The organism is Megamonas funiformis (assembly GCF_010669225.1).
Classification (GTDB): domain Bacteria; phylum Bacillota; class Negativicutes; order Selenomonadales; family Selenomonadaceae; genus Megamonas; species Megamonas funiformis.
This window is the reverse complement of sequence record NZ_CP048627.1, coordinates 1,784,680-1,800,380: the sequence shown is the minus strand read 5'-3', so window position 1 is coordinate 1,800,380 and position 15,701 is coordinate 1,784,680. Positions and strand designations below refer to the sequence as shown.

17 protein-coding genes, 1 pseudogene and 1 other annotated feature are annotated in these 15,701 nt (G+C 31.3%); of the genes and pseudogenes, 10 read left to right on the top strand and 8 right to left on the bottom strand.

Going from position 1 to position 15,701, the window contains the following annotated elements; genetic code table 11:
* Positions 1-24 precede the first annotated feature (24 nt).
* Positions 25-471 carry a DUF2680 domain-containing protein gene (locus GXM21_RS09110; RefSeq protein WP_008537260.1) on the top strand — a complete coding sequence of 149 codons (447 nt, stop codon included), beginning with the start codon at positions 25-27 and terminating at the stop codon, positions 469-471.
* 91 nt (positions 472-562) lie between these two features.
* Here the strand turns inward: GXM21_RS09110 and GXM21_RS09100 are convergent.
* The 3 genes and pseudogenes from GXM21_RS09100 to GXM21_RS09090 all read right to left on the bottom strand — a co-directional run bounded on the left by GXM21_RS09100 (position 563) and on the right by GXM21_RS09090 (position 1,930).
* Positions 563-1,442: pseudogene (locus GXM21_RS09100) on the bottom strand (IS3 family transposase).
* Positions 1,418-1,579 (bottom strand): hypothetical protein, encoded by a 162-nt coding sequence (locus GXM21_RS09095; RefSeq protein ID WP_163604705.1) that lies wholly within the window; start codon positions 1,577-1,579, stop codon positions 1,418-1,420. The pseudogene GXM21_RS09100 and the gene GXM21_RS09095 overlap by 25 nt, the downstream one beginning before the upstream one ends.
* 63 nt (positions 1,580-1,642) lie before the next feature.
* The gene (locus GXM21_RS09090; RefSeq protein ID WP_008537263.1) at positions 1,643-1,930 is read right to left on the bottom strand and encodes a helix-turn-helix domain-containing protein; all 288 of its coding nucleotides are present in this window, start codon (positions 1,928-1,930) and stop codon (positions 1,643-1,645) included.
* Between the two features lie 178 nt (positions 1,931-2,108).
* On the opposite strand from GXM21_RS09090, the gene GXM21_RS09085 reads away from it, so the two are divergent.
* A complete protein-coding gene (locus GXM21_RS09085) occupies positions 2,109-2,591 on the top strand; it encodes a PTS sugar transporter subunit IIA (protein ID WP_008537264.1) in 483 nt (160 codons plus the stop codon).
* Positions 2,592-2,705: 114 nt separating this feature from the next.
* A complete protein-coding gene (locus GXM21_RS09080) occupies positions 2,706-4,058 on the top strand; it encodes an amino acid permease (RefSeq protein WP_008537265.1) in 1,353 nt (450 codons plus the stop codon).
* Positions 4,059-4,121: 63 nt separating this feature from the next.
* Here the strand turns inward: GXM21_RS09080 and GXM21_RS09075 are convergent, their stop codons facing one another.
* The 5 genes from GXM21_RS09075 to ilvC all read right to left on the bottom strand — a co-directional run bounded on the left by GXM21_RS09075 (position 4,122) and on the right by ilvC (position 8,319).
* Complete coding sequence (locus GXM21_RS09075) at positions 4,122-4,610, bottom strand: MBL fold metallo-hydrolase (RefSeq protein WP_039881287.1); 489 nt, start codon at positions 4,608-4,610, stop codon at positions 4,122-4,124.
* A gap of 21 nt (positions 4,611-4,631) precedes the next feature.
* Positions 4,632-4,928, bottom strand: coding sequence for an MBL fold metallo-hydrolase (locus tag GXM21_RS09070; protein ID WP_008537268.1), 297 nt, complete (start codon positions 4,926-4,928; stop codon positions 4,632-4,634).
* Between the two features lie 100 nt (positions 4,929-5,028).
* Positions 5,029-5,526: an acetolactate synthase small subunit gene (gene ilvN / locus GXM21_RS09065; RefSeq protein ID WP_008537269.1), complete on the bottom strand. Its 498-nt coding sequence runs from the start codon at positions 5,524-5,526 to the stop codon at positions 5,029-5,031.
* Positions 5,523-7,217 (bottom strand): biosynthetic-type acetolactate synthase large subunit, encoded by a 1,695-nt coding sequence (gene ilvB, locus GXM21_RS09060; RefSeq protein ID WP_008537270.1) that lies wholly within the window; start codon positions 7,215-7,217, stop codon positions 5,523-5,525. The genes ilvN and ilvB overlap by 4 nt, the downstream gene beginning before the upstream one ends.
* Positions 7,218-7,308: 91 nt before the next feature.
* The gene (gene ilvC, locus GXM21_RS09055) at positions 7,309-8,319 is read right to left on the bottom strand and encodes a ketol-acid reductoisomerase (RefSeq protein ID WP_008537271.1); all 1,011 of its coding nucleotides are present in this window, start codon (positions 8,317-8,319) and stop codon (positions 7,309-7,311) included.
* A 115-nt stretch (positions 8,320-8,434) separates the two neighbouring features.
* Positions 8,435-8,706 (bottom strand) — a binding site (T-box leader).
* Between the two features lie 259 nt (positions 8,707-8,965).
* On the opposite strand from ilvC, the gene GXM21_RS09050 reads away from it, so the two are divergent.
* From GXM21_RS09050 to GXM21_RS09020, 7 genes are all read left to right on the top strand, one after another.
* A complete protein-coding gene (locus GXM21_RS09050) occupies positions 8,966-9,382 on the top strand; it encodes a DUF6985 domain-containing protein (protein ID WP_008537272.1) in 417 nt (138 codons plus the stop codon).
* A 184-nt stretch (positions 9,383-9,566) separates the two neighbouring features.
* The gene (aroA, locus tag GXM21_RS09045) at positions 9,567-10,868 is read left to right on the top strand and encodes a 3-phosphoshikimate 1-carboxyvinyltransferase (RefSeq protein ID WP_008537273.1); all 1,302 of its coding nucleotides are present in this window, start codon (positions 9,567-9,569) and stop codon (positions 10,866-10,868) included.
* A 27-nt stretch (positions 10,869-10,895) separates the two neighbouring features.
* On the top strand, positions 10,896-11,561 hold the full coding sequence (cmk, locus tag GXM21_RS09040) for a (d)CMP kinase (protein ID WP_008537274.1): 666 nt from the start codon (positions 10,896-10,898) through the stop codon (positions 11,559-11,561).
* 39 nt (positions 11,562-11,600) lie between these two features.
* Positions 11,601-12,182 (top strand): lysophospholipid acyltransferase family protein, encoded by a 582-nt coding sequence (locus GXM21_RS09035; RefSeq protein ID WP_008537275.1) that lies wholly within the window; start codon positions 11,601-11,603, stop codon positions 12,180-12,182.
* A 69-nt stretch (positions 12,183-12,251) separates the two neighbouring features.
* Positions 12,252-13,088, top strand: coding sequence for a 4-hydroxy-3-methylbut-2-enyl diphosphate reductase (ispH, locus tag GXM21_RS09030; RefSeq protein WP_008537277.1), 837 nt, complete (start codon positions 12,252-12,254; stop codon positions 13,086-13,088).
* On the top strand, positions 13,073-14,197 hold the full coding sequence (rpsA, locus tag GXM21_RS09025; protein ID WP_039881346.1) for a 30S ribosomal protein S1: 1,125 nt from the start codon (positions 13,073-13,075) through the stop codon (positions 14,195-14,197). Before ispH ends, rpsA begins: the two co-directional genes overlap by 16 nt.
* Positions 14,198-14,303: 106 nt before the next feature.
* A complete protein-coding gene (locus GXM21_RS09020) occupies positions 14,304-15,677 on the top strand; it encodes a DUF512 domain-containing protein (protein WP_008537280.1) in 1,374 nt (457 codons plus the stop codon).
* Positions 15,678-15,701: the final 24 nt, after the last annotated feature.

Below are 15,701 nucleotides of genomic sequence, written 5' to 3'. Positions count from 1 at the left end.
AGAGATAAGTAGGGAGGAATAAATATGAAAAACTTAAAGAAAATTATCGTTACAGGATTATTAGCATTGAGCGTTGCAACTACAGCTTTTGCGACATCTGCTTATAATAATCCAGCAGAAATAGTTGCTGGACTCACTGGTCGTAGCGTAGAAAGTGTTATTGATGAAAGACACGATACAGGTAAATCTTTTGGCACTATCGCTAAAGAAGCTGGCAAATTAGATGAGTTTAAAGCAGAAATTTTAGAACTTAGAAAAGATCAATTAGCAGCACGTGTAGCAGATGGCAGACTTACTCAAGAACAAGCAGATAAAATTTTAGCTTCTATTGAAGAAAGACAAGCTCTTTGTGATGGCGAAGGCTATGGATATGGTTGTGGCTATGGTCGCGGTTACCGTGATGGTAATGGTGATGGCTATCGTGATGGTGGCAGACATCATCATAACCGCTGTGGCGATTGCAGATGGTAAAAGATTACTTAAATTGACAGATTAAATTTAATAAATATATATTAATGATATAAAAAAGACTGATATGCACCCAAAATATTGGACATATTAATTAAGCTACTAATTGAGACTTAGTTCTGTATTCTACAGGACTAAGTCCTTTTAGTTTTATCTTTATCCGTTTTGTATTATAATATTTTATATAAGATTTTAACTCTTTTATAAAATCTTCAACGAATTTGAATTTTTTTAAATAGAATAATTCGCTTTTTAGTTTTTAGTAAACCAAAGAAATTTTCTATTACGGCATTATCTAAGCAATTGCCTTTTCGGCTCATGCTTTGGATAATGCCTTTTTCTTTTAATAACTTCTGATACCTCTTATTTTGATACTGCCATCCTTGGTCTGAGTGTAGAATTATCCCTTTTGTTTCTTTTATCTTTCTTGTTGCATCTTCTACCATATCTAATACTTGCTTTAGTATTGGTCTTTTCGATATTTTATAACTTATTATTTCTCCGTTATATAAATCTATTATTGGTGATAAGTATATTTTTTCATTACATAATGCAAATTCTGTTACATCTGTTGCCCATTTTTCGTTTGGTTTTTCTGCTTTGAAATTTCTATTTAATATATTTTTAGCTATTTTTCCTTCTTGCCCTCTATACGATTTATATTTTTTTGCTCTTACTTTGCATGTTAAATTTTCTTCTTTCATCAATCTCATAACTACTTTATGATTGATTTTTATTCCCTGTTTATGCAGCTGCATAGTTACTCTTCTATATCCATATCTTCCATGATTTTTATTACAAATATTATGAATTAATGTTTTTAATCCTTTATATTTATCTTCTCTAGATAATTTTTTTAATGCATCATAATATGTGCTTTTAGCTAATTTTGTATAGTTTAATAGGGCTTTTAGAGTATATTTTTTCCTTAATTTAGCAATTACTAAAACTAGTGTCTTCCTTCCTTTTCCCATTGCTTCATTAAGGCATGCCACTTTTTTAATAGGTCATTTTCCATCCTTAATTGATAAACTTCTTGTTCCAATTTTTCAACATAAGAAAGTTCTTTTTTAGGTTTGTTAACTTTGTATTTAGATTTAGATTTTTTCATAGATGGTCTACCTCGTTTCTTAGCAAGTAAGCCAGAAAAGCCATAAGAATGATACAACTTTTCCTATGTAGAAATTGTACCAGTATTAGGAATGGAAAATTTGGCTGCTGTTTGATTTAATGATAAATGATGTAGCCATTTATATTCAATAACTTTTTGCTTAAAGATAGGAGTATATTTAAGATTTTTATGAAGAAGTTGTGGAATACCACCATGTTCATAATGAGATATCCATCTGCAAAGAGGAGCTATATCTGGCTTGTTTAGAATTTTAGCTACATGAGAAATAGAATTTCCTTTTAAAACCATTTTAATTGCTTTAACTTTAAATTCATTTGAGTATTTAGTCATAAAAAAACTGCACCTCCAAAAGTTGTTTTGTGTCTAACTTTTGGGGTGCAGTTCAATTTTGAAATTAAATTGCAAAAATTAATGATGATTTAGAATATTTATTGCAATGTAATACTAGCTTAGTATATAATAAATAAAAAACGTAAGTAGTATGTTTAAGATTTTGGAGGATAAATAAATGGGATTATTTTCAAAACTATTTCAGTCTAATGAAAAAAATTTTGTTTCACCGATGACAGGTAAAGTGGTGGCTATGAGCGATATTCCAGACCCTGCATTTGCTCAAAAAATGATGGGTGATGGTTGCGGTATTGAATTAACAGATGGTACAGTTGTTGCACCTTTTGATGCTAAAGTAACAGCTGCTTTCCCTACTGGTCATGCTTTTGGTTTAGAAGCTAAAGAAGACGGCACAGAAGTATTAATTCATATTGGAATTGATACAGTTGAAATGGAAGGCGAAGGTTTTTCTTCTAATATAAAAGTTGGTGATGAAGTAAAACAAGGTGATGTTTTAGTAGTTGTGGATTTAGAAGTTGTACAAGAAGCAGGTAAATCACTCGTATCTCCTATTGCTTTTACTGGCAATAATAAAGTTGAAGTTTTTAAAATTGAACAAAATGTTGTTGCTGGTGAAAAAGGTCTTTTAAATTACAAATAAAATAGTGTATAATAGTAACATCTATTTGTACTATTAATAATTAAACCCTGTAGGAATAGAAAACCTACAGGGTTTTTAATTAATTACCTTATTTGATTGATGGAGGGAATTAAAATGAAAACAAATTCACAGCAAAGTCTAAAGCGTGGTTTGAAAAATCGTCATTTACAGATGATTGCTTTAGGTGGCGCTATTGGTACAGGTCTATTTTATGGTTCGGCTTCAACAATTCAATTGGCTGGGCCAGCTATTTCACTATCTTATTTAATTGGTGGCTGTGTAATATTTTTTATTATGCGTATGTTAGGGGAAATGGCTGTAGATAATCCAGTTTCCGGCTCATTTAGCTCATATGCAAATACTTATTGGCATGAATTCGTAGGCTTTTTATCTGGTTGGAATTATTGGATGAATTATGTCATCGTTAGTATGGTAGAATTAACAGCTGTAGGTATTTATATAAATTATTGGTTGCCAGATGTACCACAATGGCTTTCTGCTCTTATTTGTTTAATTATCATTACAGTGATTAATTTAATTAATGTAAAATTATATGGTGAATTTGAATTTTGTACAGCTATTATTAAAGTAGTGGCTATTTGCTGTATGATTATTTTTGGTATATATATTATTTGTACAGATATGGGAACATTTCCTGAAAATCTCAGCAATCTTTGGAGTCATGGCGGTTACTTGCCAAATGGCTGGTGGGGTCTTGCTCTTTCTTTAGTAGTAGTTATGTTCTCTTTTGGCGGTATAGAATTAATCGGTATTACTGCAGGTGAAGCAGATGAACCACAAAAATCTATCCCTAAAGCTATAAACCAAGTTATTTGGCGAATTCTTATTTTTTATATTGGTACTTTAGTCGTTTTAATGATTTTATATCCATGGAATGAAGTGGGATTAGAAGCAAGTCCATTTGTACAGATTTTCTCTAATATTGGTATACCTGCTGCAGCAAATTTATTAAATATAGTAGTATTAACAGCGGCTATATCTGTTTATAATAGTGCTATTTATAGTAATTCACGCATGTTATATGGTTTAGCTAGTCAAGGAAATGCTCCTAAGATTTTAACTGCTTTAACTAGAAATGGCGTGCCAATGGTTGGTATTTTTATTTCTTCAGGAATTACATTAATCGCAGTAGTTTTAAATTATCTTTTCCCTGGAAAAGTATTTATGTATCTAGTTTCTATTGCAGTAGCAGCAGTACTTGTTAGTTGGTTTATCATCATTGTTACACATTTGAAATTTAGAAAAGCTAAAGCTCGTTTAGGGCAAGATAAAGATTTACATTTTAAATCTATTGGTTATCCAATCATCAATTATTTATGTATTGTATTTTTGATTTTTATTGCATTTATGATGTATCAAATCCCTGATACTAGAAATGCTTTGTATATTTTACCTTTATGGATTATTATTTTAGCTATAGGTTATATGCTTAAAAAGAAAAAATAAATATAAAAATAGAAATATAAATATAAACAGAAATAAAGAGTACAAAATTTATCTGTACTCTTTTTATTTGAACTCTAATTTTAAATTAACGCCAACTTCTTGAATGTTCATATACTTAGCCATTTGAATTTTTGCTTGAAGGCAAGTACAATGGGCAGGATAAATAATATCGATATCTTGTTCTTTTAAATAATCAATAGTTTTTCTTAATTTATCATCGACTTTTAATAGATGAAAACCACCAATAATACTGTGAATTTTTGTATTAGGAAATAAAGATTTACTATATTCGATAATATTACAAATTCCACTATGAGAACAAGCAGTTATGATAACTAATCCGTCTTTGCCTTTATAAACCATAGCACTATCATCAAAATTTAAATCATCTTGCCATTGATTATCTTTAAAAACTTCTCCCACTTTTATGCGCTCAAATGGAAATTTAGTGGGAATTTCACTTAAAAATACAAGATTGTCATCAGTCCAATATGGCTCTTTTGTAAGTATAGGCTCTAATTTATATGATAATTCATCAAAAGACATAAACATTCTAATATCTATATTATTTTTTCATTTAGGATAAAGAATTTGAGGATAAGCTATTAATTTTGTCTTTTCTAGATTATATTTATGTAAAAGACTTTTTAGCCCACCAGTATGGTCGCTATGGCCATGAGATAAAACAATATAATCTAAGTTAGCTAAAGAAATATTCATTTTACTTGCGTTAGTTAAAAAAATGTCTGAATATCCTGTATTAAAAAGAATTTTTTTATTATTTAACTCAATGAAATAACTAAGTGCAGGTTCACCTAAAAAATATTTATCAATAAAAGTATTATTATCTACTAAAATATTTAATATCACAGAAATCACCTCTTTAAATTTAATAAAAATAAAAAGACATTCTCTTCTATATCAAATTTTAAATTAAAATTTATAAAAAAGAATGTCTTTATTTTATATATTACATATTTTTTACAGGAATAGTACCACGGGACATAGTAAGTGTACCAGTTCTAGCTACTTCGATTACTTCATAATCTGCAAGCATTTCACAAAGGGCATCAATTTTTGTATGGTCGCCAGTTAATTCAATAACGAGTGTTTCGCGATTGATATCAACTATTTTTGCACGGAAGATATTTACTATATTTACAATATCATTTCTAGTTATAGGGTCAGCTTTTACTTTTATCATCACAAGTTCACGATTGATTGAATCAATATGAGTCAAATTAACGATTTTGATTACATTAATGAGTTTATTGATTTGCTTCATAACTTGTTCTACTTCATTTTCACTATCAGCAGTCAAGACAAAGCTCATTCTAGTAACATGTTCTTCTTCTGTATAGCCTACAGATAAGGTATTGATATTAAATGAACGTCTGCTGATAAGGGAAACAATATGGCTCAATACTCCAGGAGTATCTTCAGCTAATAGTGTTAATTGATATTTCATTGTTCTGCCTCCAATACCATTTGATCAAGTCGTCCACCAGCGGGAACCATAGGGAATACATTTTCTTCATCAGGAATTAATATATCAATGAGACAAGCGCCATCACTATTGATGTAATTAGCTAATTGTTCATTGAATGTAGTTTTATTATCAATGCGATAACCATTTACACCCATAGCTTGAGCTAATTTTACTAAATCAGTTTTACCTCTTAATACGGAATGGGAATAATGATGATTGTAGAACATACGTTGCCATTGAGCAACCATGCCAAGCATATGGTTATTGAGTACTACTACTTTTATATCTAAATTATAATCAGCAACAGTAGCAAATTCTTGACAATTCATCATAATACTACCATCACCAGTAAATAAAACTACTTTTTTATCAGGATTTGCAAGTTTAGCGCCAATTGCAGCAGGAAGACCAAATCCCATAGTACCAAGTCCACCAGAAGTGATAAATTTGCGAGATTTTTGTAAATTGTAATATTGTGCTGCCCACATTTGATGTTGACCAACATCTGTTACTACAATAGTGTTTTCATCACAAATTTTACTGATATTAGTGATAATATTTTCAGGCATGATTAAATTTTCATCATCACGATATAATAAAGGATTGAAATGTTTCATTTCAAAGATGTAATCACGCCAAGGTTTATATTGATCTTTTAATTGTGCACCAATGATAGAAAGTTTAGCTGTGAACAAAGGTAAAGACCAACGTAAATCACCGACAACAGGATAATCTACATGTACATTTTTATTTATTTCCGCACTATCAATATCAAAATGAGCGATTTTGGCATTAGGGGCAAATTCAGAAACTTTACCAGTAACACGGTCATCAAAACGAGCGCCTAAAGCAATTAATAAATCACATTCCATTACTGCCATATTTGCTGTATAAGTACCATGCATACCTACCATGCCTAAGGATTCTAATTGGTCGCATGGAATAGAACCTCTACCCATAAGGCTTTCAACAACAGGAATGCCAGTTATTTCAGTTAATTGTTTGATATACGCAGAAGTATTTGAAGAAATAACGCCACCGCCGACAAATAAAATAGGTTTTTCAGCAGTTTTTACAGCTTCGATTAAAGTATCAATATCGTCTGTATTGCCATCTTTTTGTAATTTATATCCACGAAGATTAACTTCTGTAGGATATTCAAAATCTATTTCAGCTTCAAATACATCTTTAGCAATATCAATGACAACAGGGCCAGGTCTACCAGTAGAAGAAATATGGAATGCTTCTTTAAATACTCGTGGTAAATCGCTAACTTTTTTTATTAAGTAATTATGTTTAGTTACAGGTGCTGTAATACCACATACATCGGCTTCTTGGAAAGAATCTTTACCGATTAGATGAGTAGCAACCTGTCCTGTAATACAAACGATAGGAATAGAGTCTATATTAGCTGTCGCAATACCTGTGATTAAATTGGCAGCACCTGGACCAGATGTAGCAAAACATACTCCAACTTTTCCACTAGAACGAGCATAACCGTCAGCAGCATGAATAGCACCTTGTTCATGTTTGGTTAGAATATGAGGAAATTTATTTTGATATAAAGCATCATATAATGTCAAAACAGCACCGCCAGGGTAACCAAAAACAAGATTTACATTTTCTTTTTTCAAACATTCAATAATTGCTTGAGCGCCGTTTATTCGCATGAATTTTTCCTCCTTTATATATGTAATCAAATATTTTGATAAAAAAAGAGATGCTTTGCAGCATCTCTTTTTGCTTTATATATCGCCGCTATTAATTGTTGATAAGTTTATCGGAATCATTCCAGCTATAAAGTTTACGAAGTTCAGCACCAACTTTTTCGCATTCATGTTCAGCTGCACGTTTACGCATAGCAAGGAAATGAGCACAACCAGTTTGGTTATCCATGAGCCAATCTTTAGCAAAAGTACCATCTTGAATATCGGAAAGAATTTTCTTCATAGCTTTTTTAGTATCTTCTGTAATGATTTTTGGACCAGTGATATAATCACCATATTCAGCAGTATTGGAGATAGAATAACGCATACCAGCAAAACCGCTTTCATAGATAAGGTCAACGATAAGTTTCATTTCATGAATACATTCAAAATATGCATTACGTGGGTCATAACCTGCTTCAACTAATGTTTCAAAACCAGCTTGCATTAAAGCGCAAACACCACCGCAAAGAACAGCTTGTTCACCAAAGAGGTCAGTTTCTGTTTCAGTTTTGAAAGTTGTTTCAAGAACACCTGCTCTAGAGCAACCAAGACCATTTGCATAAGCAAGAGCTAAATCTAAAGCGTTGCCTGTAGCATCTTGATATACAGCAACAAGACATGGAGTTCCACGACCTCTTAAATATTCGCTTCTAACTGTATGACCAGGAGCTTTTGGTGCAATCATAGTAACATCAACATCTTTTGGTGGAACGATTTGATTGAAATGAATAGCAAAACCATGAGCGAACATGAGCATTTTACCAGCTGTTAAATTAGGTTCGATAGATTCTTTATACATTTTTGCTTGTTTTTCATCATTGATAAGAACCATGATAACATCTGCTTGAGCAGCAGCTTCAGCAGCTGTGAAAACATCAAAACCTTGAGCTTCTGCTTTAGCCCAGGATTTACTTCCTTTGTAAAGACCTACAACAACATCTAAACCAGATTCTTTTAAATTTAACGCATGTGCATGACCCTGACTACCATAGCCGATGACAGCAATTTTTTTACCTTTTAATAAGTTAAGATTACAATCTTCTTGATAATAAATTTTTGCCATAATAAAAAATCTCCTTTTGTATCTTTTGTATTAAAAAATACTTTATAAATTTATGCAAACATGCATTAATATAATAAAAAAGTTCATCTCTTAAAAATATATATGAAATATATTTCTAAGGGACGAACTTTTTAAATCCGTGGTACCACCCAAATTTTGCTAATAATAGCAACACTCAGAATACATTTATAATAATTAATCGATAACTAGAATATACAAATGTATTTTCCAATAACGAGGAAAAGCCGTTTTGACTTACTAAGTATAATTACTTTTCAGTCAAAATCCTCCCAGATGATGTTCACTATAACATCACACTGATTTGCACCAACCATCAGCTCTCTGTAGCTTTTTGCTATAAGTTACTTGTCTGTTCATAGGATTTATTATATTTGATTTCATGTTTACAACTTTACGATATGTATACATTAAACTATTCTGTTAAATTTGTCAAGTGTTTTTTATTTATTAACTTTTTCTATTTAACTAAAAGCATGATTATTAAGGCTGTTTGTAAATTGTAAAATTGTAATTAATATTGAATGAATTTTAGTAGTTATTTATGTTAAGGTATTTTAAATATGCTAGAATGAAGTTAATAAAGTAGTAAATTTATTAATTTAAAAATTTGAGAAGAAATTATTTTATGATTTATTGGTCGAATGAAAATGGTGAAGGCAGTTTTCAAAGTAAATTTTTTCAAGATGATGAATATAAGCATAAATTAAGTATTTATATAAATGACGATAAGTTAAAAGAATGTGCTGAAAAATGTGTAGAGTCTTTGAATAATCTCACAGATGGTATGATAGATGAAATTTGCACACAACTTTGGGAAAATGTAAAAGATGAATTTACATTACCAAAGATAAATGATGTTCGTGAAATCTTGAATTATTGTTGGTTTGAGGCTTTATATGTGGATATGATAAATGATGATGATGAAATAGCTTATGCTGTCGAAGGTGAAGGCGATTGGGGTACAGAAGTTGGTTTTGTTATAAGAGATAATAAAGTAATTTATGCAGGCATTGATTATTTAGATTATATAAAAAATGTATGAGAAAAATTTAATGATTAAAAGCATAAATTTAACTATAGATTTTAAAATTTTTATGATAAATATTTTATCTAAGTAATAAATTTTAGTAATAAAGATGTAAATATAAAAATTTTTACAATTATCGTGCTATAGTGTTATAATTATGCTTAAAATAATTAAATTTGTTAAAGAAAGGTTTGAAGTTATGGGGGCTTTAAAAGAAATTCAACCGATAAAAACAGGATTAAAAGGAGAAATTTTAATACCTGGAGATAAATCAGTATCACATCGCAGTGTAATGTTTGCTGGTCTTTGTGATAGTGAAGTAAAAATCACTAATTTTTTACATGCAGCAGATTGTATGTCTACTGTTAATTGTATGAGAGCTTTAGGTGTAAAAGTTAAAGAATTAGATGAAAATACTTTGATTGTAAAAGGTAATGGTTTTCATGGACTTCAAGAACCGCAAAGTATAATTGATGCTGGAAATTCAGGCACAACACTTCGTTTAATGATGGGAATATTGGCAGGTCAAAAATTTTTAACTACTTTTACAGGTGATGCTTCACTTAGTCGTCGTCCTATGGGAAGGGTAATTAACCCATTGAGCCAAATGGGGGCTAATATTGTAGGAAGAAAAGAAAATAAATTATTGCCTATAACTGTAATTCCTGCAAAAGAAAGTTTACAAGGTATTGATTATCAAATGCCAATGGCTAGTGCGCAGGTGAAATCTGCTATTTTACTCGCTGGCATGAATGCTGAAGGCAAAACTACAGTAACTGAGCCATATACTTCTAGAGATCATACAGAACGTATGCTTGAAGGTTTTGGCGTAAAATTAGAAAAATCTGGCACAAGTATAACAATTAGTAAAGTGGAAAAAATGACAGCTCCAAAAGAAATTCATGTACCAGGTGATATTTCTTCAGCTGCTTTTTGGCTTGTAGCTGGTTCAATTATCGAAGATAGCGATATTATTTTAAAAGATGTAGGTATAAATGAAACACGTACAGGAATTATTGATGTATTAAAAGCTATGGGAGCTAATATTGAACTTTTAAATGTTCGCGATGAAGTAGAACCTATTGCTGATATTCGTGTGCGTTATGCTAAATTACATGGTACAAGCTTTGGTGCAGATATCATGCCTAGACTTATTGATGAAATTCCTATTATCACTGTAGCTAGTATGTTTGCAGAAGGTGAAACTATTATTACAGGTGCTGGTGAATTACGTGTAAAAGAAACAGATAGATTGCAAGTTATCACAGATGAATTTAACAAAGTTTGTCCATGCATAAAAGGAACTCAAGATGGCTTAATAATCACTGGCAGTCAAAGAAATAATTTACAAAAAGCTGTATGTAATTCTCATAATGATCATAGAATTGCCATGGCACTTGCAATATTAGGAGCTAGTGGTGTAGGTATTGAAATTGAAAATAGTGAATGTGTAAATATTTCCTATCCAACTTTTTATGAGATATTAACTCGTTTTGAATAATTTACAAATTTTATATAGGTGAGAATGATGAAGAAATCTGTAATTGCTATTGATGGTCCAGCGGGAGCAGGTAAATCTACCATAGCGAAAATGGCAGCTAAAAAATTAAATTATATTTATATTGATACTGGTGCGATGTATAGAGGTGTAGCTTGGCTTGTATTGCAAAAATATCAAGTGCCTGTAAATACAGCACAAGTTTTATCTGTAATTGAAGATATTAATGTACGATTGGCGTATGATGATAATGGAAATATGCTCATTTTTGTAAATGAACAAGATGTAAGTACAGCGATTAGAACACCAGAAGTAACAGCTTTAGTATCACAGGTAGCAGCAATTAGTGAAGTTCGTCAAAAAATGGTAGAACTTCAACGTAAAATGGCACAAGATGGCTCTGTATTGATGGATGGTAGAGATATTGGAACATGTGTACTTCCTAATGCTGATTTAAAAATTTATTTAACAGCTTCTGCTGATGAAAGAGCAAATCGCAGAGCCAAAGAAATGAGAGAAAAAGGCTATGATGTAGATGTAGAAGAAATAAAAAAAGATATTATAGCTAGAGATGAAGCTGATATGCAAAGAGAAGTTTCTCCATTGAAAAAAGCAGACGATGCTATTTTATTAGATACAACAAAAATGACTATTGATGAAGTTTTACAAGAAATTATAAGATTAGCTAATGCTTAAGGCTATTTTTGTGAATTTATAATTTGAGGATTTTTAATTATGTTATATGGATTACTTAGAATAATATTTACATTTATTTATTCTGTTATTTTTCCTACAACAGTCAAAGGAAAAGAAAATATACCTAAAGAAGGAGCTGTAATTTTAGCTGCTAATCATTTAAGCAACTGGGATCCTCCACTGGTAGGAACATTCATACCTCGTCATTTGGCTTATATGGCTAAAGAAGAGTTGTTTAAAGTGCCGATATTGAAAAATATTTTAGAAAATGTGCATACTTTTCCTGTAAAAAGAGGTGCTTCAGATAGAGCTGCAATAAAAACAGCATTGCAGATGTTAGAAGCAAAAGAGTGTATATGTATGTTTCCTGAAGGTACTAGAAGTAAAGATGGAAAATTACACAAGGGTGCACCAGGGGTAGCACTTATTGCCGCAAAATCAAAAGCAACAGTTATTCCTGTAGCAATACAAGGAACATTTAAATTAAGACCGTTTAGAAAAATAACTTTAATTTATGGAAAACCTATGACTTTTGAAGCAGAAAAAGTGGATAAAGAAAATTTACAAGAATTTACTGAAAAAATAATGCAAGAAATTGCGTCAATGCTAAAAATAAAGTAGAATAAAGATAGCATAGTATGGTATACTATATGGTAAGCTTAGTAATATAATTTTTGATGGTGATAAATTTTGGAAGTAATTTTAGCTGACGATTATGGATTTTGTTATGGTGTAAAAAGAGCAATAAAAACTGCTAAAGATAATATTGATTTATCAAAAAAAGTTTGCACTTTAGGACCAATAATTCATAATCCGCAAATGGTAAAATCATTAGCTGATGAAGGTATCGGAATAGTAGAATCAGTTGATGAAATGGAGAATGGGAAAATAATAATTCGCTCTCATGGTGTAGGTCCAAGCATATATGATGCGATAAAAGCAAAAGGGCTAGAGCTTGCAGATGCTACTTGTCCACATGTTAAGAAAGCTCAAATGTCAGCCAAAACGCTAGCTGATGAAGGCTTCAAAGTTATTATTATAGGCGAAAAAAATCATCCTGAGGTAAAAAGTATTAAAGAGTGGGCTGGTAAAAATTCATTAGTTATTGGTTCACAAGAAGAAGCTGAAAATATAGCTTTTGTATCTAAATTGGGTATTGTAGCGCAAACAACATTTTCAGCAAAAGCCTTTAGTGAGATTGTTAATATTTTATTAACTAAATCTTATGATATCAGGATTTTAAGAACAATTTGCACAGCCACAGATAAACGTCAGTCTGCTGCGATAAAATTATCTAAAGAAGTAGATATGATGATTGTTGTTGGTGGTCGCAATAGTGCTAATACAACTCGATTAGCGCAATTATGCACCGAGCATTGTGTAACACATCATATAGAAACGGTTGATGAATTACATGATGATTGGTTCAATAATATTAAAAAAATTGGTATTACAGCAGGTGCATCTACACCTGACTGGATTATCAAGGAGGTATATGAAAAGTGCAAGACATGGCAAGCTTATTAGCAGAAGAATCTATGAAGGAATTTAATCCACATGAAGTTATAGAAGGTACTGTGGTTTTAGTTAACCGTGATGAAGCGTATGTTGATATCGGTTATAAAACAGAAATTCCTATCGCAAAAAAAGAATTAGCTTATCCAGAACCAGAAGCTGCTACAGATGTAGTTAAAGTTGGCGACAAAATTAATGTATATGTAGTTGCTTTAGGCGGAGAAAATGGATTAATTCTTTCCAAAACTCGTGCAGACCGTTTAGTTGCATGGGAAAAAGTAGAAAAAGTTAAAGAAGAAAAACAAATCATTGAAGTAGAAATTCTTCAGGTTGTAAAAGGTGGTTTACTCACTACTGCTTTTGGTCTTCGTGGATTTATTCCTGCTTCTCAGATTGCACTTCATTTTGTCAAAGATTTAAATGAATTTGTAGGTCAAAAAGTTGAAGTTGAAATTATGGAAGCAGACCCTAAAAAACAACGCCTCGTTCTTTCTCGTCGTAGCGTTCTTGAAGCACAACGTGAACAAAAACGTGAAGAAGCTTTAGCAAGCATTGTTGAAGGTGAAAAACGTGCAGGTGTTGTAAAACGTTTAGTAGATTATGGTGCATTTATTGATATCGGTGGTGTTGATGGACTTGCACATATCTCTGATCTTTCTTGGGATCATATCAAAAATCCAGCAGACGTATTATCCGTTGGTCAAGAAGTAGAAGTTTTAGTAAAAGCTTTTGACCCAGAAACAAAACGTATTTCTTTAAGCATTAAAGATACTGTTCGTGATCCTTGGTTCGATAAAGCAGAAAAATATCCAGTAGGTTCTTATGTAAAAGGCAAAATCGTAAAATTAACAGATTTTGGTGCATTTATGGAAATTGAACCTGGTTTTGATGGTTTAATTCGTATGCGTGAACTTTCTCCAAAACACATTACAAAAGCTTCTGAAGCTGTAAGTGTTGGCGATGAAGTTACTGTAAAAGTTATTCATGTAGATATGGATAATAAAAAAGTTGCTCTTAGCATTACAAAAGTGCAACAAGACGCTGAAAAAGCTGAATATCAAGATTTCTTAGCAAAACAAGATAACACAGCTGTTACAATCGGCGACGAAGTAAACGAATAATTATTTAATATTTAATGCAAAAAGAGTGGTGGAAATCATCACTCTTTTTTTCTGACTTGATAAATTGTATAATTAACATAAAAATAAGATAAAAGAGGTGATTTGATTGGCTAAAGGCGGTATCATATCAGCTATACATCAAGGAAGTTTAGCTGAAGAATTAGAATTAGTACTTGGTGATAAAATAATATCTATAAATGAACAAGAATTGACAGATATTATTGATTTAAGTTTTGCTTTAGCAGATGAAGAAATTGAAATGTTAATAGAACATGAAAATGGAGAGCAAGAAATAATTGCTTTTGAAAAAGATATAGATGAAGAGCTTGGGGCAGAATTTGAATCAGCTGTATTTGGTAAAATTCGCCAATGTGCTAATAATTGTTATTTTTGTTTTGTGGATCAAGTAGCTCCTAACATGCGTGATTCCTTGTATATAAAAGATGACGATTATCGTTTATCTTTCCTTTATGGGAATTTTGTTACTATGACGAATATGGGACCTCGTGATTTAGAGAGAATACACAGATTACATTTATCACCATTATATATTTCTGTGCATACAACTAATCCAAAACTTCGTGGAGAAATGCTCAGAACAAAACGTGGTGAATTAATCATGGAACAATTGGCTAAATTAAATGAGGCTGATGTGGAATATCATACACAAGTGGTATTATGCCCAGGATTAAATGATGGCGCGGAATTAGATAGAACAATTCAAGATATCATCAGTATGCAGCCATATGCAAAAACTTTAGGTATTGTGCCAGTAGGTCTTACTAAATTTAGAGAAAATTGTTATCCACTTAAAACATTTGATGCACAAGGTGCTACAAAAGTCATCGAGCAAGTACGCTATTGGCAAGAAAAAATGCGCAAACAAACAGGTAAGAATTTTATTTATTTAAGTGATGAATTTTATCTGTTGGCTGGTGAACCATTGCCAAAAGCTGAAGAATATGATGGTTTTCCACAGCTTGATAATGGTATAGGTCTTACACGTAATTTCATTGAACAATGGAAAGAGACAAAGATTAATCCAAATAATTATCAAAAACCTTTAAATTTAGATATTATCTGTGGAAAATCAGCAGGAAAAGTGATTAAAAATTTAGTTGATGAATTGAATATAGATAATTTAAATGCTAATGTATTAGCTTTAGAAAATGAATTTTTTGGTCATGAAGTAACTGTTACAGGATTATTGACAGGTCAGGATATCATAAAAAATCTAAAGCAGAATAAAGCTAATAGAGATGGTATTATTATTCCAAGCTGTGCACTTCGTGAAGGTGAAGATATTTTCTTAGATGATTATACTTTAGAGGATATTAAAAAAGCTTTTCCTGATGAAGAAGTCAAAGTTGCCAGCGATGCCATCATGTTAAAGAATTTGTTGGCTGATTGGCATAACATAAAATGTGAACGAAGCAAAGCTATTTATACATGGCAATCAAATGCTAGCTATACAAAATAATGATGACGGTATATAATAAATGAG

Bases quoted from the DNA above. Each gene is read 5' to 3' on its own strand.
- GXM21_RS09110 (WP_008537260.1), top strand. From the start codon at position 25: ATGAAAAACTTAAAGAAAATTATCGTTACAGGATTATTAGCATTGAGC.
- GXM21_RS09095 (WP_163604705.1), bottom strand. From the start codon at position 1,579: ATGAAAAAATCTAAATCTAAATACAAAGTTAACAAACCTAAAAAAGAA.
- GXM21_RS09090 (WP_008537263.1), bottom strand. From the start codon at position 1,930: ATGACTAAATACTCAAATGAATTTAAAGTTAAAGCAATTAAAATGGTT.
- GXM21_RS09085 (WP_008537264.1), top strand. From the start codon at position 2,109: ATGGGATTATTTTCAAAACTATTTCAGTCTAATGAAAAAAATTTTGTT.
- GXM21_RS09080 (WP_008537265.1), top strand. From the start codon at position 2,706: ATGAAAACAAATTCACAGCAAAGTCTAAAGCGTGGTTTGAAAAATCGT.
- GXM21_RS09075 (WP_039881287.1), bottom strand. From the start codon at position 4,610: ATGTTTATGTCTTTTGATGAATTATCATATAAATTAGAGCCTATACTT.
- ilvN (WP_008537269.1), bottom strand. From the start codon at position 5,526: ATGAAATATCAATTAACACTATTAGCTGAAGATACTCCTGGAGTATTG.
- ilvB (WP_008537270.1), bottom strand. From the start codon at position 7,217: ATGCGAATAAACGGCGCTCAAGCAATTATTGAATGTTTGAAAAAAGAA.
- ilvC (WP_008537271.1), bottom strand. From the start codon at position 8,319: ATGGCAAAAATTTATTATCAAGAAGATTGTAATCTTAACTTATTAAAA.
- GXM21_RS09050 (WP_008537272.1), top strand. From the start codon at position 8,966: ATGATTTATTGGTCGAATGAAAATGGTGAAGGCAGTTTTCAAAGTAAA.
- aroA (WP_008537273.1), top strand. From the start codon at position 9,567: ATGGGGGCTTTAAAAGAAATTCAACCGATAAAAACAGGATTAAAAGGA.
- cmk (WP_008537274.1), top strand. From the start codon at position 10,896: ATGAAGAAATCTGTAATTGCTATTGATGGTCCAGCGGGAGCAGGTAAA.
- GXM21_RS09035 (WP_008537275.1), top strand. From the start codon at position 11,601: ATGTTATATGGATTACTTAGAATAATATTTACATTTATTTATTCTGTT.
- rpsA (WP_039881346.1), top strand. From the start codon at position 13,073: ATGGCAAGCTTATTAGCAGAAGAATCTATGAAGGAATTTAATCCACAT.